The sequence below is a fragment of the Mesorhizobium sp. M1307 genome, assembly GCF_040318155.1.
GTDB lineage: Bacteria > Pseudomonadota > Alphaproteobacteria > Rhizobiales > Rhizobiaceae > Mesorhizobium.
Genome location: NZ_JAMYLR010000026.1, coordinates 27,464 through 51,043, shown reverse-complemented (window position 1 = coordinate 51,043; position 23,580 = coordinate 27,464). Strand labels below are relative to the sequence as shown.

At 63.2% G+C, this 23,580-nt stretch carries 29 protein-coding genes and 1 pseudogene; 15 read left to right on the top strand and 15 right to left on the bottom strand.

Features of this window, described 5'->3' with window-relative positions:
* Positions 1-94 precede the first annotated feature (94 nt).
* A complete protein-coding gene (locus NKH16_RS23720; protein WP_352744156.1) occupies positions 95-1,024 on the top strand; it encodes a LysR family transcriptional regulator in 930 nt (309 codons plus the stop codon).
* A 126-nt stretch (positions 1,025-1,150) separates the two neighbouring features.
* On the opposite strand, the gene NKH16_RS23715 is transcribed toward NKH16_RS23720, so the two are convergent.
* On the bottom strand, positions 1,151-1,921 hold the full coding sequence (locus NKH16_RS23715; protein ID WP_023680344.1) for a slipin family protein: 771 nt from the start codon (positions 1,919-1,921) through the stop codon (positions 1,151-1,153).
* The gene (locus NKH16_RS23710) at positions 1,918-3,309 is read right to left on the bottom strand and encodes an NfeD family protein (protein WP_352451433.1); all 1,392 of its coding nucleotides are present in this window, start codon (positions 3,307-3,309) and stop codon (positions 1,918-1,920) included. The genes NKH16_RS23715 and NKH16_RS23710 overlap by 4 nt, the downstream gene beginning before the upstream one ends.
* An 88-nt stretch (positions 3,310-3,397) precedes the next feature.
* Between NKH16_RS23710 and NKH16_RS23705 the strand changes: the two are divergent.
* Positions 3,398-3,524 (top strand): annotated as a pseudogene (locus NKH16_RS23705) (HAD family hydrolase); the annotation flags it as partial.
* A gap of 74 nt (positions 3,525-3,598) precedes the next feature.
* Here the strand turns inward: NKH16_RS23705 and NKH16_RS23700 are convergent.
* From NKH16_RS23700 to NKH16_RS23685, 4 genes are all read right to left on the bottom strand, one after another.
* Positions 3,599-3,886, bottom strand: coding sequence for a hypothetical protein (locus tag NKH16_RS23700; protein WP_352472174.1), 288 nt, complete (start codon positions 3,884-3,886; stop codon positions 3,599-3,601).
* Between the two features lie 69 nt (positions 3,887-3,955).
* Positions 3,956-4,546, bottom strand: coding sequence for an RES family NAD+ phosphorylase (locus NKH16_RS23695; RefSeq protein WP_352579470.1), 591 nt, complete (start codon positions 4,544-4,546; stop codon positions 3,956-3,958).
* Positions 4,547-4,894 carry an antitoxin Xre/MbcA/ParS toxin-binding domain-containing protein gene (locus NKH16_RS23690; RefSeq protein WP_254819704.1) on the bottom strand — a complete coding sequence of 116 codons (348 nt, stop codon included), beginning with the start codon at positions 4,892-4,894 and terminating at the stop codon, positions 4,547-4,549.
* Between the two features lie 157 nt (positions 4,895-5,051).
* On the bottom strand, positions 5,052-5,219 hold the full coding sequence (locus NKH16_RS23685) for a pseudouridine synthase family protein (RefSeq protein WP_502911738.1): 168 nt from the start codon (positions 5,217-5,219) through the stop codon (positions 5,052-5,054).
* A 167-nt stretch (positions 5,220-5,386) separates the two neighbouring features.
* Between NKH16_RS23685 and NKH16_RS23680 the strand changes: the two genes are divergently transcribed.
* Positions 5,387-5,896 (top strand): hypothetical protein, encoded by a 510-nt coding sequence (locus NKH16_RS23680; protein ID WP_245274855.1) that lies wholly within the window; start codon positions 5,387-5,389, stop codon positions 5,894-5,896.
* Positions 5,897-6,116: 220 nt separating this feature from the next.
* On the opposite strand, the gene NKH16_RS23675 is transcribed toward NKH16_RS23680, so the two are convergent.
* Positions 6,117-6,881 (bottom strand): pseudouridine synthase, encoded by a 765-nt coding sequence (locus NKH16_RS23675; RefSeq protein WP_352451429.1) that lies wholly within the window; start codon positions 6,879-6,881, stop codon positions 6,117-6,119.
* A gap of 115 nt (positions 6,882-6,996) precedes the next feature.
* Here NKH16_RS23675 and NKH16_RS23670 point away from each other — a divergent pair, with 115 nt between their 5' ends.
* The gene (locus tag NKH16_RS23670) at positions 6,997-7,587 is read left to right on the top strand and encodes a DUF922 domain-containing Zn-dependent protease (RefSeq protein ID WP_352451428.1); all 591 of its coding nucleotides are present in this window, start codon (positions 6,997-6,999) and stop codon (positions 7,585-7,587) included.
* A 46-nt stretch (positions 7,588-7,633) separates the two neighbouring features.
* Here NKH16_RS23670 and NKH16_RS23665 read toward each other — a convergent pair whose 3' ends face one another.
* Complete coding sequence (locus tag NKH16_RS23665; RefSeq protein WP_352743728.1) at positions 7,634-8,377, bottom strand: SDR family oxidoreductase; 744 nt, start codon at positions 8,375-8,377, stop codon at positions 7,634-7,636.
* A gap of 283 nt (positions 8,378-8,660) precedes the next feature.
* Between NKH16_RS23665 and NKH16_RS23660 the strand changes: the two genes are divergently transcribed.
* The 8 genes from NKH16_RS23660 (at position 8,661) to NKH16_RS23625 (ending at position 16,024) form a co-directional block, all read left to right on the top strand.
* On the top strand, positions 8,661-9,284 hold the full coding sequence (locus NKH16_RS23660; RefSeq protein WP_352614374.1) for an NAD(P)H-dependent oxidoreductase: 624 nt from the start codon (positions 8,661-8,663) through the stop codon (positions 9,282-9,284).
* A gap of 55 nt (positions 9,285-9,339) precedes the next feature.
* Entirely contained in the window at positions 9,340-11,427 is a 2,088-nt protein-coding gene (locus NKH16_RS23655; RefSeq protein WP_352902050.1) for a tetratricopeptide repeat protein, read from the top strand.
* A gap of 99 nt (positions 11,428-11,526) precedes the next feature.
* Positions 11,527-11,859, top strand: coding sequence for an ArsR/SmtB family transcription factor (locus NKH16_RS23650; protein ID WP_352744160.1), 333 nt, complete (start codon positions 11,527-11,529; stop codon positions 11,857-11,859).
* 4 nt (positions 11,860-11,863) lie between these two features.
* Positions 11,864-12,556 (top strand): aquaporin, encoded by a 693-nt coding sequence (locus NKH16_RS23645; RefSeq protein WP_352822058.1) that lies wholly within the window; start codon positions 11,864-11,866, stop codon positions 12,554-12,556.
* Positions 12,553-12,975 (top strand): arsenate reductase (glutaredoxin), encoded by a 423-nt coding sequence (gene arsC, locus NKH16_RS23640; protein ID WP_352744162.1) that lies wholly within the window; start codon positions 12,553-12,555, stop codon positions 12,973-12,975. The genes NKH16_RS23645 and arsC overlap by 4 nt, the downstream gene beginning before the upstream one ends.
* A gap of 69 nt (positions 12,976-13,044) precedes the next feature.
* Positions 13,045-13,377, top strand: coding sequence for an ArsR/SmtB family transcription factor (locus NKH16_RS23635; RefSeq protein ID WP_352744163.1), 333 nt, complete (start codon positions 13,045-13,047; stop codon positions 13,375-13,377).
* 50 nt (positions 13,378-13,427) lie between these two features.
* A complete protein-coding gene (locus NKH16_RS23630) occupies positions 13,428-14,804 on the top strand; it encodes an NAD(P)-binding domain-containing protein (RefSeq protein WP_502911740.1) in 1,377 nt (458 codons plus the stop codon).
* A complete protein-coding gene (locus NKH16_RS23625; RefSeq protein ID WP_352451419.1) occupies positions 14,801-16,024 on the top strand; it encodes an MFS transporter in 1,224 nt (407 codons plus the stop codon). Before NKH16_RS23630 ends, NKH16_RS23625 begins: the two co-directional genes overlap by 4 nt.
* Before the next feature lie 24 nt (positions 16,025-16,048).
* On the opposite strand, the gene NKH16_RS23620 is transcribed toward NKH16_RS23625, so the two are convergent.
* Both NKH16_RS23620 and NKH16_RS23615 read right to left on the bottom strand, forming a co-directional pair.
* Complete coding sequence (locus NKH16_RS23620; protein ID WP_031213090.1) at positions 16,049-16,273, bottom strand: hypothetical protein; 225 nt, start codon at positions 16,271-16,273, stop codon at positions 16,049-16,051.
* A 229-nt stretch (positions 16,274-16,502) separates the two neighbouring features.
* Positions 16,503-16,868 carry a VOC family protein gene (locus tag NKH16_RS23615; RefSeq protein WP_023680367.1) on the bottom strand — a complete coding sequence of 122 codons (366 nt, stop codon included), beginning with the start codon at positions 16,866-16,868 and terminating at the stop codon, positions 16,503-16,505.
* On the opposite strand from NKH16_RS23615, the gene NKH16_RS23610 reads away from it, so the two are divergent.
* Positions 16,863-17,324 (top strand): hypothetical protein, encoded by a 462-nt coding sequence (locus NKH16_RS23610; RefSeq protein ID WP_352744167.1) that lies wholly within the window; start codon positions 16,863-16,865, stop codon positions 17,322-17,324. The two genes, NKH16_RS23615 and NKH16_RS23610, sit on opposite strands and share 6 nt — an antisense overlap.
* Before the next feature lie 8 nt (positions 17,325-17,332).
* The gene (locus NKH16_RS23605) at positions 17,333-18,244 is read left to right on the top strand and encodes a sigma-70 family RNA polymerase sigma factor (RefSeq protein WP_352744169.1); all 912 of its coding nucleotides are present in this window, start codon (positions 17,333-17,335) and stop codon (positions 18,242-18,244) included.
* 188 nt (positions 18,245-18,432) lie between these two features.
* Here the strand turns inward: NKH16_RS23605 and NKH16_RS23600 are convergent, their stop codons facing one another.
* Entirely contained in the window at positions 18,433-19,590 is a 1,158-nt protein-coding gene (locus NKH16_RS23600) for a sulfite oxidase (RefSeq protein WP_352744171.1), read from the bottom strand.
* A 250-nt stretch (positions 19,591-19,840) separates the two neighbouring features.
* On the opposite strand from NKH16_RS23600, the gene NKH16_RS23595 reads away from it, so the two are divergent.
* A complete protein-coding gene (locus NKH16_RS23595; RefSeq protein ID WP_352744173.1) occupies positions 19,841-20,020 on the top strand; it encodes a hypothetical protein in 180 nt (59 codons plus the stop codon).
* Between the two features lie 161 nt (positions 20,021-20,181).
* Here NKH16_RS23595 and NKH16_RS23590 read toward each other — a convergent pair whose 3' ends face one another.
* From NKH16_RS23590 to NKH16_RS23575, 4 genes are all read right to left on the bottom strand, one after another.
* Positions 20,182-20,826: a hypothetical protein gene (locus NKH16_RS23590; RefSeq protein WP_352744175.1), complete on the bottom strand. Its 645-nt coding sequence runs from the start codon at positions 20,824-20,826 to the stop codon at positions 20,182-20,184.
* 168 nt (positions 20,827-20,994) lie between these two features.
* The gene (dinB, locus tag NKH16_RS23585) at positions 20,995-22,236 is read right to left on the bottom strand and encodes a DNA polymerase IV (protein WP_352453495.1); all 1,242 of its coding nucleotides are present in this window, start codon (positions 22,234-22,236) and stop codon (positions 20,995-20,997) included.
* A gap of 130 nt (positions 22,237-22,366) precedes the next feature.
* On the bottom strand, positions 22,367-22,915 hold the full coding sequence (gene ybiA / locus NKH16_RS23580) for a riboflavin biosynthesis intermediates N-glycosidase (RefSeq protein WP_352453496.1): 549 nt from the start codon (positions 22,913-22,915) through the stop codon (positions 22,367-22,369).
* Between the two features lie 98 nt (positions 22,916-23,013).
* Positions 23,014-23,472: a GNAT family N-acetyltransferase gene (locus NKH16_RS23575; protein WP_352453497.1), complete on the bottom strand. Its 459-nt coding sequence runs from the start codon at positions 23,470-23,472 to the stop codon at positions 23,014-23,016.
* Positions 23,473-23,580 lie beyond the last annotated feature (108 nt).

Below are 23,580 nucleotides of genomic sequence, written 5' to 3'. Positions count from 1 at the left end.
GTTGATGGCCGATTGACGGGCCGGGATTGAATGAAACTAGCTGCTGCGCTATTGGTATATAATCCTTGTGTTTTACATTTGAGCTCTGCGCCTGATGCAGCAATCGCACGAACCGGCAGCATTGGTCGAAATGGCCGCCTTCGCGGCAATCGCCGAAGCACGCTCCTTCACCAAGGCGGCTGCTCGCATCGGCCGCGACGCGACGATCCTGTCGCGGCGCCTTGCCTCGCTGGAAGAGCGGTTGGGCGTGCGCCTGCTGCACCGGACGACACGAAGCGTGTCGCTAACCGAGGCGGGTTCGGAATTTCTCGTTCGCGTCCGCGCCATCCTGGCTGCGGTCGACGAGGCCGAGGCTGCCGCGTCGGCGCATGCCGGCGGCGGGCCGCGCGGCGTGCTGCGGCTGGCGCTGCCCGGCTCGTTCGGGCGCATGTGGATCGGGCCGCTGCTGCCGCAGTTTCTCGCCGAATTTCCCGACGTTCGTATCGAGGCCGAGTTCTCCAACCGTTTCGTCGATCTCGTCGCCGAGAATTTCGATGTCGCCGTGCGTCTCGGCGCGCTGCAGGATTCGCGGCTGGTGGCGCGTAAGGTCGCGACACGCCGGCGGCTGCTGTGCGCCGCGCCGTCCTACCTCGCCCGCCGGGGCACGCCGACTGAACCTGAAGCACTGCTGGAACACAGTTGCCTGGGCTTCTCAGGTTTCCAGACCTTTCCGGCCTGGGAGATGACCGACAGTTCGGGCCGGCGCGTCAGTATCGAGGTCTCCGGGCCGCTGGTCACCGACGACGCCGAGGTGCTGGTCGAAGCCGCCGTGCAAGGCGTCGGACTGATGATGAGCACGGATTGGCTGGTCGGACGCGAGCTCGCCGACGGCCGGCTGGTGCCAGTGCTGGAGGACTGGACGCTTGCCGACGAGGGCGCCGTCTATGTCGTCATGCCTTCGGCCAAGGGGCAAGCCGCCAAGACACGTGCCTTCGCCGACTGGATCGGCAAACGCTTTGCGCCGGTCCCGCCGTGGCGGAGGTGAGGGTGGGTCGCGGCGCGTGGAGCGTCAGCGCCGTCTCTCGTAGAGGAAGGCGTCGGCGATCTATGTGAGACGACCCCCTCTGGCCGCTTCGCGGCCATCTCCCCCTCGAGGGGGGAGATTACGCGCTCAGCCGCCTCCGCCTCCACCACCCTGCTTGATGAAATGACCGAGCAGATCCATCGGCACCGGAAACACGACCGTCGACGAGCGCTCACCGGCGATGTCATGGAGAGCCTCGAAATAGCGTAGCTGCATGGCCTGCGGTGCTTCGGCCAGCATCTTGCCGGCCTCGACGAGCTTTGCCGCCGCCTGCTGTTCGCCGTCGGCATTGATCACTTTCGCACGCCGCAGCCGTTCCGCCTCGGCCTGCTTGGCGATGGCGCGGACCATGTTCTCGTTGAGGTCGACATGCTTGATCTCGACATCGGAGACCTTGATGCCCCAGGCATCGGTGCGCTGGTCGAGAATCTCCTGGATATCGCTGTTGAGCTTGTCACGTTCGGCCAGCATTTCATCGAGCTCATGCTTGCCGAGCACCGACCGCAACGTGGTCTGTGCCAGCTGGTTGGTGGCGGTCATGAAGTCTTCAACCTGGATCACCGCCCGCTCGGCGTCGACGATACGAAAATACAGCACCGCGTTGACCTTCACCGAGACGTTGTCGCGCGAGATCACGTCCTGCGGCGGGACGTCCTGGACCACCACTCGCAGGTCGACCTTCACCATCTGCTGCACGAAGGGGATGAGGATGATAAGGCCGGGGCCCTTGACCCCGGTGAAGCGGCCGAGCGTGAAGACCACGCCGCGCTCATATTCCCGCAGGATGCGAATGGCCGCGGATAGGAACATGACCACGACGAGCGCTGCTGCCAGATAGGCCACATAACCGATGATCATTGCCTCGCTCCATCGCTTCTCACATTGCGGCGCCGTATCGTCAGCACAAGATCCCTGACATCGGCCACCTCGACGCTGTCGCCCACTGCAAGCGGTTCGTCGGCTTTTGCCCGCCAGCGCTCGCCCCGGGCGAGCACGTGGCCCTCGCTGCCCTGCCAGTCGAGGACCTCCGCCGGCAGCCCCTGCATGGCCTGTGCGCCAACACGCGGAACGTTCTTGCGGGCCGCCCACAGATAGCTGCCGGTCAACAGCGCCAGGCCGAGCGTCAGGACGGCGGCGGTGCCGATAACGGCCCACGACATCTCGAAGCCGGGCCCCTCGATCCTGAGCAACATTGCAGCGCCCAGCAGAAACGCAGCCACGCCTCCCAGCCCAAGGACCACAGTCGGGTTCAAGGCTTCGACGACCAGGAAGATGATGCCAAGCAGCATCAAGGCAAGGCCGGCATAGCTGATCGGCAGGAGATTGAGCGCATAGAGTCCGAGCAGAAGGCAAATCGTGCCGATCACGCCGGGCGCGACCGCGCCCGGGCTCGTGAATTCGAAGACGAGGCCATAGACGCCGACCAGCATCAGGATGACGGCGATGTTCGGGTCCGTGATCACGGCGAGAAGCCGGATGAGCCAGCCTGGCTCGAGCGTTTCGACCGGCAGTCCTTTCGTCGCCATTGCCTCTTTTTTGCCGACGATCTCGACTGTCCGGCCGTCGGCCAGTTGAAGCAGTTCGGTGGTGTCGCGGGCGACGAAGTCGATGACATGCTGCTGCAGCGCCGCGCCGGCCGACAGGCTGGCCGCCTCGCGCACGGCCTTTTCTCCCCATTCGGCATTGCGCCCGCGCAATTCAGCCAGGCTGCGGATCAGGGCAACGGCATCGTTCGTCGCCTTGGCGATCATCGCATCGCCCGCGGGTGCGTTCTTCTTGTCCTTGTCCGCCTCCGGGCCATCGTTCTTGCCGCCGGGAAACGATGGCAGCGGCCCGCCCATCTCGATCGGCGTTGCCGCGCCCAGATTGGTGCCGGGCGCCATCGCCGCCAGATGGGTGGCGTAGAGGATGTAGGTTCCGGCGCTCGCCGCGTGCCCGCCGGCGGGCGCGACATAGCCGATGACGGGAACCGGCGAGGCGAGAATGCCGGCGATCATCTCGCGCATGCTGGTGACCAGCCCGCCGGGCGTGTCCATCTGCAGGATGAGAGCCTGGGCATTTCGGTCCGCGGCCACCGCCAGTGCTTCCTCGAGCTGCCTGGCACTCGCCGGACCGATGGCGCCGTCTATCTCGACGCGCAACACAATTTTCTCCCGGCCGTCCGCCTCTCCGGTTGCGGAAGAGGGACAAACGGCCGCAACAGCCACGAAAGCCGCGGCAAGCAGGACCGCACGCGCGAGTTTCACGCTCAAAGCTCCACATCTAGGAATATGGGCTGGATTTTGCCGAAATCCATGACGCGGCGCGCGGCGGGTGACGCATCGCACGGTCCTACTGGATGTCGGCCTGCTCAGCGGCGGCTACGGCACCGTAGAAGCTCCGCCAATCGGGCACGTTCCGCGTCTATGAAGATCCCGACGACATGCTGCGCCATGTCGACGAAGTCGGCGGCCGCACATGAAGGCGACCGGCGGGCTGTCGCCGTCATTCGATCACACCTATGTTTTGCGCATTGGAGCCATCTCTGGCGGGCTTCTATTGCGCGGCGTCCTCCTGGATTGTCTGTTCCTGGATTCGGGCGGGTGCCCCGAGACACTGATCGTAGCCGATGGTGCAATTATTCAGACATTCGTTGCGCCCCTGGATGGATTTGACGCTGTTGTAGTCGATCGGCACAGCCTGGCATTTCTTCTGGCACGCCTGGTCCTTCTCGGCGCAATTCGTGCCGTGGCCCTTAGGGTACTTCTTCGTGGTCGCTTCAGCGTTCAATGGCAAGACGGCCAGCAGCGCCAGCAGCGTCGGTATCAGTCGGAGCATACGCATGGATCCTCCCTTGCGCGTTAGACCTCTGCACTTGGAGGCAATGTTAGCGCGCCACTTCCGTTGGCCGCATCACCCGTGCGGGGGATGGATGGCAGCGGGGCCGCCGCTAGCCCAGGCAATTTCCCCGTGATCGGTTCTGATCGTCATCGCTCCGGCCGGCAGCCGATCACAAAACGCGACGACGTTCAGGCAATCATATCGCGCGCTGGGCACGATCAGACCGTCATAATCGAGGAAATGCGCGGCCTCGCCGATGTCTTGCGACCTCGGATATTCGGCGTGCTTTTCCTGATACGAAAGCTGCCCGTAGCGCGCGGTGTCGAGGCCAAGGGTCTGCAAGGCTGCCAGGTCGAGCAGTCTGAGCGTCCGGTCCAAAGCAAGATCGATCTCGAAGAGATTGTATCTGACGCGCGAAGGGATCACTGGCTGCCCCCGCGTCAGGTGGAATCTCATCTCGCTCAAGGCACCTTCGCGCTCTTGCGAGGTGTAGAGCACGTCGAACGTTCCATCGTCCCAACGGCCGCCGGAGCTCGAGCACTGGATCGGGCTGCGGCCCTGGCGCACCACACGCCAAACCGTCCCGGAGTATTCGACCGGAACCATTTCCTCGATAGCATCGATGAGCCGACTGTCTCGTCTCATCCGCCCGGCGATCGCCAATTACAGAAAGACCTCGTTCTCAAGCCGGTCGATGACTTTGAGCACGTCGAGGGCGCGGTCGTCGTGAATGAGATCTATCGCCCTTTCACCGTTCAATTGCGGGTGGCGAGCGTAAAGCCAGGTGCGGATATCGCTTGGCTCGTAGAATTCCTGCAGTCGGCCGACGATATAGTGCAGGTCCGACAGAATGAGCTCGCTGCGCGGCTGGGGCTTGATGTCGCCGGCCTTCCACCTCGAAACCGTGGCCTTGGACACGTCGGTGATGTTTGCAATATCGGTTCCCTTGAGGCCGCCAAACGTACCCAATTCGTCCAGGAATCTGGGAACCGCCCGCAACGCAGTAGCCATGTTTTCTCTCCGGCTTCCAAGCCAGCTTCGCCCATGCGTGTCAGCCCTGACACTTTGACTGCATCGGCGCATTTCAGTTTCACAAATGGAAAATATGAAACAGAGATGCAAATGTCAATTGCCGCTTCGGTTCAAGGGGCCTCCAGTGCCTGGTCGCTCAGGCCTGAAGCAGCGCCAGCTCTTCGGCGCTCAGATGGCGTGCCTTGCCCTTGGCAAGGTCGCCGAGTTGCAGAGATCCGATCGCGATCCGTACCAGGCGCAGCACCTCGATATCGTGGGTGGCGAGCAGCCGGCGGATGTGGCGGTTGCCGCCCTCGTCGAGCACGATCTCCAGCCAGGCGGTGCTGGTGCCGCTTCCACTCGATCGAAAATCAATCGCCTGAATTGCTACAGCGCCCTGGTGTCGCCGGTAATGCCACGGGACAATTTGTTTTGTATAGTCCTTGATGCCACGTGGCCGACGATGGTTCGATGACTTGGGAAGGGAAGATCATGCGAAGCGGATTGGCGAAATTCGTCGTGGCGGGTTGCGTCGCCGCTCAGGTCGTCCTGCAAGCGGCGCAGCCGGCGTTTGCCGCGCCGTGCGGCTGGACGGCGAAACTGGAGGAAGAGGAGGGCGGCAAAGTGCTGATGGCGTCGGTCTGCGGCGGCTCGAATGGCGGCGCCCAGCTGACGCTGGCCTGTTTCGGCAAGCCGACGCTGAGCTATGATTTGGGCGACAGCGGTCCGCAACTGGAACCCGGCATCGCTTCGTTCGCGTTCAAGGCCGGCGGCAAGGCGGTGACCAAGACGCTTCAACTCGAAGAAATGTACAACACCTTCACCGTGGAATTGAGCAGCACCGACCCGCTGTTGGCCCTGCTGCGCTCCAAGGGCGAGGTCACGGTCGCCTCGGGCAAATATGGCGAGAACAGCTTTCCGCTTGCCGGCTCATCCGCCGCCATCGGCAAGGTGCTGGCCCAGTGCGGCAAAGCCAAGGCTTCTTCCGACAATGACAACTGATGAGCCCCTTACATTTCAATTTGAACCGCGCGAGACGTTGGTTGCGAAGATAGAGCGTGATCCCGCTAACCTCGATCCCTGGACAGGGCTTGTCGAACCGAGGCCGAGGAAAGCAGCCTGGACACCGCGGTGTCGGTTCTCTTGCGGGCAATTGATGCTGTATCCGACAGGGAACAGCTTTGGCGGGCAGCTGCCTGACAATCGAGTCGCCGCCAGCCGGCTAGGCCTGAAGCAGCGCCAGCTCTTCGGCAGTCAGATGGCGTACCTTGCCCTTGGCAAGGTCGCCGAGTTGCAGAGATCCGATCGCGATCCGTACCAGGCGCAGCACCTCGATATCGTGGGCGGCGAGCAGCCGGCGGATATGGCGGTTGCGGCCCTCGTCGAGCACGATTTCCAGCCAGGCGGTGCTGGTGCCGCCGCGCAGCAGCTCGATGGACCGGGCCGTCAGCAATTCGCCGTCGACCGTCGCGCCGGCGCGCAACCGCGCCAGCATGGCCTCGTCGGGCAGCGCGCCGATCTGCACGTGATAGGTCTTGGCGACATGCGAGGCGGGATCGAGCAGGCGCTGCGCGAAGCGGGTATCGTTGGTCATCAACAGCAGGCCTTCGCTGGCCTTGTCGAGGCGGCCGACCGGCGAGACGAAAGGCAGGTCGAGGCCTGCCAGGCAATCATAGACGGTGCCGCGGTCCTGCGGGTCGTCGCGAGTGGTGACCAGCCCGCGCGGCTTGTTGAGCATCAGATAGACCTTGCGCTCGGCGGCGACGCGGCGGCCGTCGACCTCGATGCGATCGCGGCCTGGATCGACACGCATCGAGCCGTTGCGCACGATCTTGCCGGCGACCCGCACGCGCCCCTCGGCAACCAGAAGCTCGGCCTGCTTGCGCGAGCACAGGCCAAGCTTCGACAGTGCACGACAGAGGCTGACGCCGGGAGGCTGGGCCCCGGGGGCAGGGCGTTGCCGGGCAATGTTCGGTCGCGGCGACATGATGTTGCCTGTGGATTCTTGTATACGAGCATCCCACTATAGCCGGCCGCCGGCTATGTCCACGGAAGGGAACTGCATATCGTTTGCGTCGTGCGCAGCGGCTGCGAGGACTTGCATGAAAACAGCCATTCGCCTTTGCCTGCTGCTCGCCTTCCTGCCGACATCGCCGGCGCATGCCGGCTGGCAGGCGGTCGAGAAGGTCGAGACCTATGCCATCTCAGGGCAATCCGGGCCGGAGCTCTACGCCTCGATCGGCGGGCGCGGGCCGCTGCTCGGCGAACGCCGCGTCATCGCGCATACCAATTTCAAGCTGACCTGGGTGAGGGACTACCAGCCGCAAGGCGACGCCTGCGTGCTGGTGTCGGCGCGGCCGAAGCTGATCATCACCTACACCTTGCCGAAGCCGGCCGCGCAGCTGCCGGGCGCAATCCAGAAGAACTGGGAGGTTTTCGCAGCCGGCCTCGCAGCTCACGAGAAGGTGCATGGCGCCAGCATCGTCGACATGGTGCACAAGATCGAGGCGGCCACCATCGGCCTGACCGTCGCCGATGACCGCGGCTGCAGCAAGATCAGGATCGAAGTGACGAGACGGCTCGCCGGAATCTCGCAGGCACAACGGCAGGCGAGCCGCGATTTCGACCGGGTCGAATTCGGCCCGGGCGGCAAGTTGCGGCAGCTTGTGTTCACGCTGATGATCGGCGGATGATGCTGCAGGGCTGCGGGGGCGGCGCAGGGTACCACCTTTGCGGCCCTCACGCCTGCTCGGTCGGATAGAGCGTCAGGATGTTGACGTTGACCCTTGGCGGCTGCGTCACCGCATAAAGGATGGCGGCGGCGATGTCCTCGCTTTCCAGTTGCTCCATGTCGCCCAGCCTTTGCTCGACCGCCTGGCGCACATCGGCGCGCATATTCTGGGTGAACTCGGTCTTGACGGCGCCAGGCTCGATGCAGGTGACACGGATGCCGTCTTTGCCGATCTCGCGACGCAGCGATTCCGCCATCGCGCTCACCGCGTGCTTGGTGCCGGAATAGACCACCGAAGGGTGGATGTAACGGCCGGTGCCGGACGAGACCACGACGATGTGGCCGGCGCCTTGCCGTTGCATCGTGGGCAGTGCGGCATGGATCGGATAGAGCAGCCCGAGAATGTTGACGTCGACCATCCGGCGGTACTCTTCCGGCGTCGTGTTGCGGAACGGCGCCGCGACGCCAACGCCGGCAATGGCGAGCAGCATGTCGAGCCGGCCGTATTCACGCGCGACCCGTTCGACCATGGCCGAGGCCTGCGCCTCGTCGGTGACGTCGACCGTCATCGGCAGTGCCGCGCTGCCGGTCTCACGGATCCGCCTCGCCAGGTCGTCCAGGCGCTCGGCGCGCCGCGCGGCAATCGCCAGCGTGGCGCCCTCTGCCGCCAGTGCCAGGGCGGTGGCCTCGCCGATGCCGGAAGAGGCGCCAGTCACCAAGGCGATCTTGCCGCTCAGTTTTCCTGTCTGCATCTTTTTCTCCTGACGCTTTGGACCCGCCCTGAAGCTAGGGCGCCGGCTTTCTGGAACAATGCTGATCGAAAAACCGAATCCACCGTTAGGGTTTTGGCCCCAGCAAGCCCACGTCTGCGCATGAACGGGCCTTGACGCGACCGGAGGTGTTGCGTCTTGATATGGGGGCTGCGGGGCTTCGCATGAAAACAGCTGATCGACTACGTCTGCGGGTGGCTTGTTTGCATGCGACGCTTGCATGCACCCCCGCGATCCTCTCGCGACCGACAGGTCTGAGCGCCAGATGAAGGTCCTCGTCGTCCATTGCCATCCCTGCGCCGACAGCTTCAGCGGCGCGGTGCGCGACACGGTGCTGGAGACGCTTGCCGAAAGCGGCCACCAGGTCCACCTGCTCGACCTCTATGCGACCGGCTTCGATCCGGTCATGCGCACGCAGGAATGGCGCGGTTACCACGACAAGGCGGCGAACCTGCAACCGGTGCACGAACATGCGCAGGAGCTGCTCTGGGCGGAGGCGGTCGTCTTCATCTATCCGACCTGGTGGTATGGCCTTCCGGCGATGCTGAAAGGCTGGCTGGAGCGTGTACTGGTGCCGGGCTTCGCTTTCGAGATGCCGACGGCACGACGCGGCCCGCGGCCCAAATTGCGGCACATACGCCGGGTGATGGCAATGACCACATGTGGCGCCACGCCGCTGATGTCGTGGATCATGGGACAGCCCGGCCGGCGGACCCTGCTGCGCGGCTTCCGCTCCGTCTGCCATCCACTATGCCGGACCAAATTCCTGGCGCTCTACCGGATGGACAGCGTCTCGGCCGCCGGACGCCAGGCGCATCTGCAGCGGGTCAGAAAAGCGGTTGCCGGCCTTGGTCGCGCTGATGCGGTCGCCGCCACAGTGCCTGGCTGATTTGGACCAGGCGAGCCGCCGCTGTCTCCGCCGAATGTCACGGGCGGGTGTCGGTTTGGCAAAGGTCAAAAAAATCAAGTCTCACCTTGACCCAAGAATGGTGCAGTGTTGGGTTGCAAAGATCAAGGCCTTCTTGATCAAGCGCACTGCGATGCAAATAAACGACATGATCCATGAGCCGATGATTCGAAAATGGCATAGGTCTTTTTGTCGGTCGCTGCTGCGTGGGCTCATGGTCTTGTTTGCCCTGAGCGGCCCAGCTTTGGCTGCCAGCAGCGATTGTGTCGGGGACGACGAGGCCGATACGGCTCGGCGAATTGGCGCTTGTACACTCATGATAGAGGATGTGACAGAGCCCGCCAGCAGCCGTTTGACGGCCTATTTCAAGCGCGGCGTCGCCTGGGCGAGGCAGAATGATTATGATCGCGCCATTGCCGATTTCGATAAGGCGATCAGCCTCGATCCGGAAGATGCCAGTGCTTATTACTACCGAGGCATCACCTGGGCACTCAAGAGCGACGCTGATCGCGCTATCGCCGATTTCGACCAGGCGATTAACCTCGACCCGAAGAGCGATGCATACCGCATCCGAGGCTCTGCCTGGCTCGACAAAGGCGACAACGACCGAGCTATTGTCGACTACGATCAGGCCATCAGCCTCGAGCCCCGGAATGCCGGAGCTTATGGCGACCGGGGCCTGGCCTGGGCACGCAAGGGCGACAACGACCGCGCTATCGCCGATTTCGGCCAAGCGATCAGCCTCGATCCCCGTGATGGCCGAACTTATAACAACCGAGGTCTCGTGTGGAAAAGGAAGCGGGACTACGACCGTGCGATCGCCGATTATGACCAGGCGATCAGCCTCGATCCGAAGGAAGCCAGCGCCTACGATAATCGGGGCATGGCCTGGCTACTCAAGGGCGACTATGACCATGCCATTTCCGATTTCGGACAGGCGATCAGCCTCGATCCGAATGTCGCCGGAGTCCATCATCATCGAGGCATGGCCTGGTCACTCAGAGGCGATTCTGATTACGCCATTGCCGACTACGACCAGGAAATCAGCCTCAATCCGAAGAACGCCCGTGCCTACCTCGATAGAGGCCTGACTTGGACAATCAAAGGCGATTACAATCGTGCGATCGCCGACTACGACCAAGCGATAAGCCTCGACCCGAAAGACGCCAGTGCCTATGGCAATCGAAGCCGGGCCTGGAAATATAAGGGCGACTACGACCGCGCCATCGCCGACGCCGACCAGGCGATCAGTCTCGATCCGGAACGCGCCAGTGCCTTCTACAACAGAGGCAACGTTTGGGCTGACAAAGGCGACTATGACCGCGCCATCGCCGACTTTGACCAGGCGATCGGCCTCGATTCGAAAGACCCCAATGCTTACGACGATCGAGGTACGGCTTGGGCACACAAAGGCGATGACGACCGCGCGATTGCCGACTTCGATCAGGCAATCCTGCTCGACCCGAAACACGCCAGTGCCTACAGGAAGCGCGGCTGGATATGGGACAAGAATGGCGAATACGACCGCGCCCTCGAGGACTATGGCAAAGCAATTGGGCTCGATCCGAAATATGCCCATGCTTATCTCAGCAGAGGTCTCGTCTGGTCAATAAAAGGCGAATACGTACGTGCAACGGCAGATTACGACCAGGCAATCAGCCTCGATCCGACGATTGTCTACGCCTATTTGGGCCGGGGTATCGTCCATTTCTACTCCGGTGCCATGGAGAAAGCCCAAGCCGATTTCGCGCAAGCCGCCACAGTCAAACCAGAGGATGCGTATGTTGCGATCTGGCTCGATTTTGCCGAGCGTCGCAATGGCGCAGCAGGGCATTTGCAGGAAGCGACCAAGAAGCTCGACATGACGCGATGGCCGGCGCCGGCTGTTCGAATGCTGCTTGGCGAGCAGACTCTCGCCGCGACAATTGCAGAAGCCGACGACCCTGATGCGATAAAGAAACGCGGAAACCTGTGCGAGACAAACATGTTCAGCGCCGAGCTGAGCCGACTGCAGGGGCACAGCGATGAAGCTTTGCGGCTCTATCGGCTCGCCGCCAGCGATTGCCCCAATAACTCCTACGAATTTGTTGCCGCCAACGCAGCCCTGCGCGAGCTGTCGCCTTAGCTGCCGCCGCTACGGACTTCCCCGCCTTCGGTGAGATTTCGTTACTCAACACAGTCTTCGCGCGTTGACTCTATTCCCCATTTCTGGAAATCTGGAAATATGGACAAGACGCTCGCCCTTTCGGCACTTGCCGCGCTCGGCCAGGAGACCCGGCTGGACGTTTTTCGCCTTTTGGTGCGGGCTGGAGCCGACGGCGTGCCGGCGGGCGAGATCGCCACGCGGCTCGCCGCATTTCCGAATACGGTATCGGCTCATCTCAAGATACTGTCGCATGCCGGCCTGGTGCGGACCGAACGGGAGGGCCGCAGCGTGCGCTACTTCGCCGACATGACCAGGTTTCGCGATCTGCTGGCCTATCTCATGGAGGATTGCTGCAATGGCGCGCCGGAACTTTGCCAGCCTGTCGTCCAGGCCGTGACCTGCAACTGCTAGCTAGATGAGCTCCGGCAATCTTCCCCGCCGCCTTGCCGCCGAAGCCCTCGGCACGGCTCTGCTGGTCGCCACCGTGGTCGGTTCCGGCATCATGGCCGACAGGCTGAGCAATGATGTCGCCGTCTCCCTGCTCGGCAACACCTTGCCGACCGGGGCGATCCTGGTCGTGCTCATCACCATATTCGGGCCGATATCCGGAGCGCACTTCAACCCGGCGGTGACGCTGGTATTCGCGCTTCGACGCGAGATCGAAACGAACGCAGCGCTGGCTTACGTCGCCGCCCAGATTGCCGGCGGCATCGCCGGAACATTCCTAGCGCATGCAATGTTCGAATTGCCGATCCTGCAAGTGTCGGCGACGGTGCGGACCGGAAGCGGGCAATGGATTGCGGAGCTGGTCGCCGCATTCGGGCTGGTCTTCACCATCCTTGCCGGCCTGCGTTCCCGTCCGGATTCGATCCCCTGGCTGGTCGGGCTCTATATCACCGCCGCCTACTGGTTCACCGCATCGACATCCTTCGCCAATCCGGCCGTCGCCATCGCCCGTGCGTTCTCCAACACTTTTGCCGGGATCCGCCCCGCCGATCTGCCGGGCTTCATCGGCGCCGAACTTTTGGGCGCGTTGCTCGCCATGGCCTTTGCAGGGTGGCTGCTCGCCCAACCGAAACCAGCCGGACAGATGAAAGCTGCGCAATGACCGTCACCATCTTCCACAACCCCAATTGCGGCACTTCGCGAAACGCGCTGGCCATCATCAGGCAGTCCGGCGAGGAGCCGGAGGTGATCGAATATCTGAAAAATCCGCCGTCGCGCGAAAAGCTCGTCGAGCTGATCGCAGCGATGGGCATGACGCCGCGCCAATTGCTGCGCGAAAAGGGCACGCCCTATGCCGAACTCGGCCTGGGCGATCCGAAGTGGAGCGATGACGAGATCCTCGATTTCATGCTGGCGCATTCGATCCTGATCAACCGGCCGATCGTGGTGACGCCGCTCGGCACCGTGCTCGCCCGACCATCCGAAGCGGTGCTCGATATCCTGCCCAATCCGGATATCGGCCCGTTCACCAAGGAGGACGGCGAGATGGTCATCGACGCCAGCGGCAAGCGCGTCGGCTAGATATCGTCTTATTTCGATCTTTGTCGAAATTCTCTTGACGTGCAGCGATTCTGGAAATAGCTTATTTCCATGAAACTCGAAAAAGCAGCCTCGCAACTCGAAGCCCTCGGCAGCCCGACGCGGTTGCAGCTCTATCGGACGCTGGTGCGGGCGGGCGATGAGGGGCTGCCGGTCGGGCGTATCCAGGACAGATTGGGCATCGCTGCCTCGACGCTCTCGCATCACCTCAAGCGGCTGGTCGACACCGGCCTGGTGACACAGGAGCGCCAGGCGACGACGCTAATCTGCCGGGCCAACTATCCCGCCATGAACGGGCTCATCGGATACCTCGCGGACGAATGCTGCGCCGACGCCACCTGTGCGCCGGCATCGGCGGAAGCGACGGCCAAGACGGCGGCATGATTTTTTTGCCACTATAATTCGAAATTACCGGAAGGATGGAAGACATGGAGATGATCGAAAAACTCCCCGTTGCGGTGATCGGCGCCGGGCCGGTCGGTCTGGCGGCAGCGGTCCACCTGATCGCGCGGGGCATTCCTGTCAAAGTCTACGAAGCCGGCAATGCGGTTGCATCCAATCTCAGGGATTGGCGCCATGTCCGTGTGTTCACGCCCTGGCGCTATTGCGTCGATCAGGCGGCCAGAAACCTGCTCGAGGCGCATGGCTGGCGGATGCCTGAGCCCGGGGCATTCCCAACCGCGGACGACCTCGTCGCGGATTATCTCGAGCCGCTTGCAAAGCTTCCGCAATTGTCGCCGTCGATCGAAACCGGCGCCCGGGTCGTCGGCATTTCGCGCTGGGGCGCCGACAAGGTGCTGAGCAAGGGACGCGAGAACCGGCCGTTCATGCTGGCGGTCGAGACTGCCGATGGTACAAAACGCGACAGCGCACGTGCCGTCATCGATGCTTCGGGAACCTGGCAGATGCCGAACCCGCTCGGCGCCGGCGGAATTCATGCCGAAGGCGAGGCCGAATTTGCCGACCGCATCGCCTACGGCATCCCCGATATTCTCGGCCGCGACCGCAGCCTTTACGCGGGGAAGACGACGCTGGTCGTCGGCTCCGGCCATTCGGCCGCCAATGCGGTGCTGGATCTCGCCAGCCTGGCAAATGTGGAGGCCGGCACCGCTTTCATCTGGACAACGCGCGGCACCGACCTGGTGCGCATCTACGGTGGCGGTGATGCCGACCAATTGCCGGCACGCGGCGAACTCGGCGCCGAAGTGCGCGAACTCGCCGAGAGCGGCGGCGTCAGGCTGGTGACGGGCTTTGCGGCTGTTTCGATCCGCGATGCCAACGGCCGGCTGGTCGTCGAAGGCCAGACCAGGGACGGCTTGCAGGCGCTGGGTCCGGTCGACCGTATCATCGCCGCGACCGGACAACGCCCGGATCTGTCGCTGACCCGTGAGCTTCGGCTCGAGCTCGATCCATGGCTGGAAAGCGTCAAGGCACTGGGACCGTTGATCGATCCCAACGAGCACTCCTGCGGCGACGTGCCGCCGCACGGCCACCGTGAGCTCAGCCATCCAGAGCAAGGGTTCTACACAGTCGGCATCAAGAGCTATGGCCGCGCACCGACCTTCCTGCTGCTGACCGGTTATGAGCAGGTCCGCTCAGTCGCGGCGGCGATCGCCGGAGACATGGTGGCGGCCGACAATGTCCAGCTCGTGCTGCCCGAGACCGGCGTCTGCACGGTGCCGCGGATCGGCGTGGCCGACAAGGGGTGCTGCGGCGGTCCGGCGCCGGCAGCGGTGGATGCGTGCTGTGTCGCCGACGCCAAGGCGAAGGCGGTCGGCAAAGGCGGCTGTGGCTGCAGCGTCGCGGCATGAGTCTTTCGCCGCCTTCGCCGGCCATCCTGCGCAGCCGCGGCGCGATTATCACCGCGCTTGGCCTGACGCAGATCATGGCGTGGGGTTCTTCCTACTATCTTCCCGCGGTCATCGCGCCGGCAGTCTCCTCCGATACCGGCTGGCCGCTGGCATGGGTTGTCGGCGGCCTGTCCCTCGGCTTGCTCACGGCAGGATTGATCTCTCCGCGCGTCGGGTCGTCGATCGAGCGGCATGGCGGCCGCAACGTTCTGGCGTTCAGCGCCGGATGCATCGGGCTCGGCCAGATCGGGCTGGCTCTTGCCCCTAATCTTGCGGCCTATATCGCGGCCTGGCTGGTCATCGGCCTGGGCATGGGGGCGGGGCTCTACGATGCCGCTTTCGCAACGCTTGGCCGCCACTACGGCCACGGCGCGCGCTCCGCCATCACCATGCTGACGCTGTTCGGCGGCCTTGCGAGCACCATCTGCTGGCCGATCTCAGCCTTGCTGCTGGGGGAGGTCGGCTGGCGCGGCACCTGCCTGGTTTACGCCGCCTTTCAGCTGGCAATTGCGCTTCCGCTCTATCTGGTGATCCTGCCCCGGGAGCCGCCGCAACCGGCAGTCAAACCGGGAGTGAAGAAGGCGGCACCCATTCTCGACAACCAAGCCGATCCGTCGATCATGATCGTTCTGGCCGCGACCCTGACACTCGCAGCGGTGATCTCGTCGACACTATCGGTGCATCTGCTCACAATCCTGCAAGGCAGCGGCATGGCGCTTGCCGTAGCCGTCGGGCTCGGCGTGCTGGTTGGTCCATCACAGGTGGCGGCGCGCGCGATCGAGATGATGATCGCGCGCTACCACCATCCGATTTTCACCAAGTTTGCCTCGGTTACGTTTGTGGCGATCGGCGTTTCGACGCTCTGGGCCGGCATGCCAATCATCCCGCTGGCGCTGGGCTTCTACGGCGCAGGCATCGGCCTGGAATCCATCGCGCGGGGGACGTTGCCGCTCGCGCTGTTCGGCTCTAACGGCTACGCGAGACTGATGGGCCGCCTCGCCATGCCGAGCCTGATAGCCCAGGCGGCGGCACCCTCGGCCGGAGCATTGCTGCTGGAGCGCTTCGGCCCGCACGGGACGTTGGCCGCGCTTTCTGGTCTAGCGCTGGCCAACGTCATCCTCGCATGCGGCTTGGGCTGGCGGATGCTCCGCCGGCGGCAATCGCAGGTTCAAACCCGATAGGATTTCGACCTGCGTTCGGCGCCTTCAACTGGAGAGCGGGAGATCTTCCAAGGGATCGACAAGGAAAGACGCGGCGATCAGATCGTCCGCATCGAGGCGCAGTGAGCCTTTGGCGCCGCCCATGATGGCGGCAACCTTTTGAAACGTCTTGATCTCATGCTCGGTAATCTGGGCACTTTGCATTCTGGATTTGAGGTCAGCGACGCGCAGCCCCAAACTGTGGGACATTCCGATTTTACGGTTCGACATGGTAAGATGCTCCTCCCCGGCCCATGTTTGTTTTGCCACCCGCCCTATTCGTATTTCCTCCGCCTGCCTAAATATGAGGCATCGCGATACAGCGCCCGAACGCCCGATGCAAGGGAAGGTTCCGGCGCGCAGAGGTCACGAAATAATAATACGAAGGAAGTACGGCCGATGGTCCGGCCGGAGGTAGGACTTAGGTACGACGCCCCGCCGGACAGAGGGCTCCGGTGCCTTATCGGCTGGCGAGGACCATGCGGTTGCCTTCGCTGTCGCGAAACTCCGCCACCGTTCGCCCCGGCTGCCACGGCGCCTCATGCGCTTCGGTGATGATCTCGACGCCGCCCGCTTTCATGGCCGCGATCATTGCCCCGACATTTTCGTCGACCAGCACCAATACCGGCTCCGCGCCGGGTGCGTCGTCGGCGCGCCTGACAAAATGCAGGTTCGTCACGGCATGCGGAAATGCCAGCTCGATCCAGCGCCAGCCGCCATCACCCATCTTCTGGTCGGCCATGACCTGGCAGGCGAGATGCCTGGTGTAGAACGCCTTGGCGCGGTCCTGCTCGAACACCGGAAGCTCGGCAAACTGGATATGCATGATCGTCTCTCCTGCTTGATGGCTGCCGCGCAGCCGCCCACGCGGGAAAGACGATGCGGGCAACCGAAAAGATTCTTCGGCAAGGAGAATCTTTTCAGCGCAGCCGGTCGTCCTTCGTTCATACCAACCAGTCAGGAGACGATGATGAACTACGCGCTCATTCGATACGGTGTGAAGCAAGCCGACCTGGAAGATAACCGCGCGCTGGTCGAAAAAGTGTTCGAAGCGCTTGGCGAGGCGGCACCGCCGACGGTGCGTTATCTCGTGCTCGAGCTGGACGACGGCTCGTTCGTCCACATCGTCGGCCAGGACGGCGATTCGTCGGCGCTGACCGGGCTTGCGGCCTTCAAGGCGTTTACGGAAAACCACGCCGAGCGCCGTTCGACCCCGGCATTGCGATCGCCTGCCAAAGTCATCGGCAATTACCGTATGCTGGCGGATCAGAAAGCCGGGTAGCGCCTGCCATGCCGCTCGCGCAGAAATGGGACGCTACGCCGAAAATGAACAGGGCGACTTTGGAGGCGATGCTCGTCGGGTTGCGGCCAAGGCTGCATCGCTACTGCGCACGCATGGCCGGCTCGGTGATCGACGGCGAGGACATCGTCCAGGAGGTGCTGATCAAGGCGCTGCAGGCGATCGACGGCGGTGCGATCGTCGAACGGCCGGAGCAATGGCTGTTTCGCATCGCCCACAATGCCGCGCAGGATCATCTGCGGCGGCGCAATCGGGAAAGGTCGCGCATGACCGAGGCCGACATGAGCGTCATCGAGGATCCCTCCGGCAGCGCCGACAGCCGGCTCGCCGCCCAGACCAGCCTGCGCTCCTTCATGCAGCTTTCGGTACCGCAGCGCAGCGCCGTGATCCTGGTCGACGTGCTCGGCCTCAGCCTGCATGAGACCTGCGAAGTGACCGGAGCGACCCTCGCCGCCACCAAGGCCGCGCTGCATCGCGGGCGGGCGCAGCTCAAGCAGCTGGCGCTGCAGCCCGAACAGGCGCTCGCGCCGAGGCTGGACGCCGATGACGAGCGCCGGCTGCGGCGCTATGTCGACCTGTTCAACGCGCGCGACTTCGACGCGGTGAGGGCACTGATCGCCGAGGACGTCCGGCTCGATGTCGTCAACCGCGTCCGCCTGCGCGGCAAGGCCGAGGTTTCGACCTATTTCGGCAATTACGACCGTATCAGCGACTGGACATTGTCGCTCGGCGTGGTCGACGGCAGGCCGGCGATCCTGATCCGCGACCCGCAGGCGGCCGACGGCGCTGTGCGCGGTTTCATGCTGGTCGAGTGGCGGGACGATCAGGTCATCCAGATCCGCGATTTCCGCTATGCGCCCTGGTGCCTGGTCGACGCGGAGATCAGGGCCGTGGAGGGGTGAGGAGAGCGCTGGAAATGGTGCGAAATGGCGATCAGGCAGCCTCCTCCTGTTTGACCCAAACGCAATTGCCACATGGCAGCAAGTTCTTAGAGCGGTTCCGGTTCTCTTAGAACCGGCAACTCGCTCTAACTATCTGTTTTGCCGCATCTATGCGGACGCCAAATGCTTCCATTTGGCGGCAAAATGCTCTAGCCGATACGCACGCGGCGCGTCACCTGGCCATTGCTTTCCCAGTATGTGTGTTTCTTGGCAATCAAGGGATCGTCCATCGCCGGTTGAATTTGTCCTGTGGTGCTGACCGCGCGCGAGGTTACCGTGTGTTCTCCAGGAGAGGGATTTGCCCAAGCCAGGGACCAAATTTTCCAGGCGTGTTCGGCCTCCTCACTGTGGTCAATGGTCGCTGGTATCCAAGGCCCTTGATCGATTTGCACTTCGACCCGGTCGATCGGCGCCCCCCAGGCTGCCCCAACGATGCGGTAATCTGAATCTTTCCGGGTAACCTTCGCAGGCGCGGACTTTATCAGCGCTCGCCCGACTGACGTCTCGGCCCATACGGTCTCGCCGTTGTGGTCCTCCTCCCGGATGGTGACATAGTCACGGGCCATCAGAAGGCTCATGAACCGCGTATCGCGAACCTCGATGCGCTTTAGCCACTTGACGTTGGCGATCCCGTACCAGCCTGGCGCAATGAGCCGTACCGGGAAGCCATTGGGCGCCGGCAAGGCGGCCCCGTTCATTTCATAGCAGAGGAGATTGTCGGGGTTCATCGCGTCGGCGAGCGACATGCTACGAGCGAAGTTCTGCTGCATCTTGACGTCGCGTATCGGGATCTCGCCTGTGTCGGTACCGAAAAAGACGACCTCGATGCCCTTCTCCAGAACGCCGGCTTCCTCGAGGATCGGGGCGAGCGGCGTCCCTGCCCAGCGAGCATTGCCGATGCCGCCGGTGAAAAAGGGAAACCCGTGGTTGCCCGAGCATTCCACTGTGAAAACGACCTCCTGCCGCGGTCGCGCCCTGATGTCGGCGAGCGTTAACTCCAGGGGCTTCTTAACCAGGCCTCCGATTTCCATCGACCATGTCTTCTCGTCGATCGTTGGTCGGTTGAAATGCGAGATGCTGAAGAACTTGTCGTTTGGCGTTATCCAGCTATCCAAATCCTCCCAGACAAGCTGCTTCTGGATACCCACCGGATCGGGATTTTCGGTCGGCTGATCCAGCCATCGAATAACTTCCTCGTTCGGCCGTGTTGGAAAAGCGTAAGCCCGGCGCGAGGTATAGAGAGCAGCAATTGCGGCAAGAGCCGCGCTTCCTTGAACAAGAAGTTCTCTGCGCTGAAAATCAGGCATGTTGTTTACCTCCCAGTTGATCCGGAACGGGCTGCAACGTGCCTTAGGCCGTAGCCTGATCACGGATAGGCGACACAATGTGAGGTCTGCCCACCCGGAAGTATCCGGGTAGGTCAGATAATCACCGACGCAAGTCAAGCATGTGAAGCGTTGCACGAAACGCTAGCTCGCGTTTCGCATGCTAAGAGTGCGCCTTTGAGAAGGAACTGTCCACAACTTGGACGGGACATGATGATGATTGCAGCATTCCATGCCGATTTCCGGTCCTGCCAAAATCGTTGCTGCTCGGATCGCTGCCGACCGCCCGCTTCTGGGTCATTTCCGGACCTTCGCGGTTCTCGTCGAACCGGTGTTTCCTGCCGGCCCGTGGGTTGGCCGGGCGGCCGGCATCGCCCTGATTGCCTGGGGCACCGCAACGCTTTTGGTCTGACGACCAGGGCCGCCTCGAATGTCGCATTTGCAGGAGGAGGGCGGGCCCGGGCGGCACATCAGAACCAATCTGCATAACGAGGTGGCCAGCAAGCAGGCCGCCTGGCTCGGGCGCGGCAGATCATTCACACGTGAACCATTCGCCAATCGAGCGGGGACACCCTAATTGGTGGTGACTTGCGTCACCGCCACGCCGGTTATCCTGCCGTTCCCGGCTGTGTAGGTGAGCGTCTGCGTGACCGTGGCGTCCTTCTCGTCGGGAGACGAAGGAGGATAAGAGGCGGCGAAGCCGAAATGGCCGTAACGATCGGGCTTGGCGGCGCCAAATTTCGCGGCCACGTCGCTCAGCGGCGCTCCGACGCCGGGCGTATCGAGTTCAATAGCTGTCAGGCTGGCAGGCGCGCCGGCGCATCCTTCCGGCACCTTGCCTTCCGGGTTCGGCTCCAGGGTGACGGACAGGACACCATGGTCGGAGCCGCCCATCTCGCCGGATACGAACCAGAAGATCGACGGCGATCCGCCGGCGTCGGGGCCGGCATAGCAAAGCCAGTGGCGTGAATCTCCGGCGTCACCTTCATCGTGCATCGCTCCGCCGAAGGCTTTTTCGACATCGGCAAGCGTGGTTTCCTCAAGCTTTATCTCCAGCGGCCCAGCCTTGACCTGCTTGAACAGCGGGCTGGCCAGCGGCGAGTTGATATCGCCCAGGGATGGAATCGCCCGGTCCGGGTTGAGCGGCTTGGCCAGCGTCGTTGCGTTGGTCACCAGTCCGGCAACGATGAGCGCGAAATATCCGGCGTTCTGTCCCATGCCGATCTCCTGTCGTTCGAAGTGAGGGCGGAAGGATTTGCGAGCGGGTGCTACCCTGTCTGGCTGATACCCAAACCGGTGCACGACGAACTGGTCCCAAGATAAATTCACAACGGCGCAGCCTTCAACGTCATTCCGGCGACTTGGCAACCAAAGTGCAATCGAGGCTCACAATTCCTTTTCGGCCAGCTCGCGAAACGCGTCGGGAACCGACCGCTGTAGCTCGAGCGCGACCGAGGCGTAGCCCACCGCCTCCCAGCCGAAGCGGTCGCGGATCTTGTCGACGGCGCGATCCGCGGTCCAGCGCGCCGCGCCCTTGCTGGTGCCGGGGCGGCGGCGATCGTCGTCGAGCCCGAGCGGCAGTTCCAGTTGCAGGCCGGCATGCTGCTCCAGATGCGATACGGCGATCGCCAGCAGCGAGATTGTCTTTTCGTGCGGATGGTCGATGAGCACCTTGCGCACCAGCGCCTCGGCGATCTCGGCCAGCATGGCGGTCGCCGAAATCGGCTGATCGAGCGTGATCGAGCGCGTCACCGAGCGCAAATCGGCAAAGCGGACGCGAACCGTCACCGTGCGGCCGGGCCGGGATTTCGCCCGCAATCTTGTGGCGACCCTGTCGGCCAGATGCAGCAAAGCCGGCACGAAGACCTGCTCCTCGGCCGGTTTTCGGCCAAGCGCCGACTGCGCACCCGCCGAGCGCGCCCGGCGCTGCGTCTCGAGCCTGCGCGGGTCGCGGTTCCACGCCAGCGCGTTGAGTTTCTCTCCCGCCGCCGGCCCGAGCAGGCGCTCAAGCGCCGCACCATTGGTCTTCGCCAGCTCGCCGATGGTGTTGACGCCGATGCCGGCCAGCCGCTGCCTGGTGACCGGGCCGACGCCCCACATCAGCTCGACCGGCAGGTGGTGCAGGAACTCCAGCTCGTGGCGCGGATCGACCACCACCAGCCCGTCCGGTTTTGCGACCTGTGAGGCGATCTTGGCCAGATGCTTGGTGCGGGCTACGCCGACCGAGATCGGCAGGCCGACCTCGGCCCGCACGCGGCGGCGGATCTTGCCGGCGATCTCGGCCGGCGAGCCGAACAAATGGATGCAGCCGGCGACGTCGGCAAAGGCCTCGTCGATCGAAATCCGCTCGACCACCGGCGTGAAATCGCCGAGCACCTTGATTGCCGCATCGCCCAGCCGCTGATAGTCCTTGAAATGGCCGCCGACGAAGATGAGTTGCGGGCAGAGTTCCCGCGCCCGCCGTCCCGGCATACCGCCGCGCACGCCGAACGCCTTGGCTTCATAGGATGCGGCAAGCACTACCCCGCCGCCGACGGCAATCGGCTTGCCGCGCAAGGCCGGGTCGAGCAATTGTTCGACCGAGGCATAGAAGGCATCCAGATCCGCGTGGAGGATGTTGGCTTCCATCCGGCCCGTTCGCCCGCGGCGGTTCGAACGCCGCATTGTCTCGAGTTGTGATGAGAACATAAAGAGAACATTGTGGGTGAATTGTCAAGCAGCGCGGAGGCCGCCGCAGCTGACGAGCGCACGGCAATGTTCAGCCGCACAGCCGATCGCGGGCCTGCATCAGCGCGAATCCCAACAGGTTCTCGCCGCGCCACAGCAGCGGGTTCATCGCCCTCTCGTCATCCGCCGCAAGGCCGATACCCCACACCCGGTCGACAGGGCTCGCCTCGACCAGCACCCGGTCATGCGTCGACAACAGATATTCGCGCAGCGCCGCGTTCTGACGGAACTTCTGAAAGCTCCCTTCAGTCACGATGCGATATTTGTCTGCATCCCATTTGGTGCCATCGAAGCCGCTCACCTGGCGGCCAAGCTGCTTTGCCTGCTTGGGGCTCGCCGCCCTGAGGATTTGTGTTGCCGTCGGAGCATCACCGAACAGTCGTGCCTTCTCGGCCATCATCCAGTGTTCGGCAGTCGGATAGCTCAGGCCATCGACGGTAAAGGGCGCATGCCACCACTGGCTGAAGCACGACGTGGTTATGCGGCCGTCCTTAGACGGCTGATGGCCCCAGAAGAACAGGAACTTCTGCCGGGGTTTTGCGCGAAAGGTTTTCTCAAGCCAGGTTCGGTCGTAAATCATGGGCGGATGGAGCAGGGCGAAAGGCCGGCTTGTCAATGCTCCATCCAGAGTGGGTAGCGAAGATGAGCGGTCGGCGCTGAATGCGATGAAATGCTGATCTACAGCGCCATCTTGTAGCCGAGATGACTGGCGGTGAAGCCGAGGCGCTCGTAAAAAGCGTGCGCCTCCCGTCGACCTTTGTCCGTGGTGAGCTGGACGAAGCTGCAATTGCGCGAACGGCATGTTTCAATCGCCCATTCGATCATCAGCTTGCCGACGCCGCGAGAGCGCCATTGCCGGGCGACGCGAACGCCTTCGATCTGGCCGCGCCAGGCGCCTTTTCTCGAAATGCCTGGAAGGAAGCTGAGCTGCAGCGTTCCGACCACTTGCCCGGCGTTGACGGCGACGGCCAGCAACTGGTTGGGATCGGTATCGATTGCGCTGAAGGCATCGAGGTAGGATGGCGCGAGCGGCGTGGACGGGTCTTCCCGGTTCGCGCCGAGCACGTCGTCGGCAAGCATTGCAACAATTGCCGGCAGGTCGGGCGCTTGCGCGCGACGGAATTTGATCTCGCTCATCGCGTGGAGACATACGGCGCGGATTTGGGGACGACAAGCGTGAAGGGATGCAACTTTGCCGGTCTACTGGAAAGCAGCCGTTGAAAGACCTATGACAGGCGAGATCGG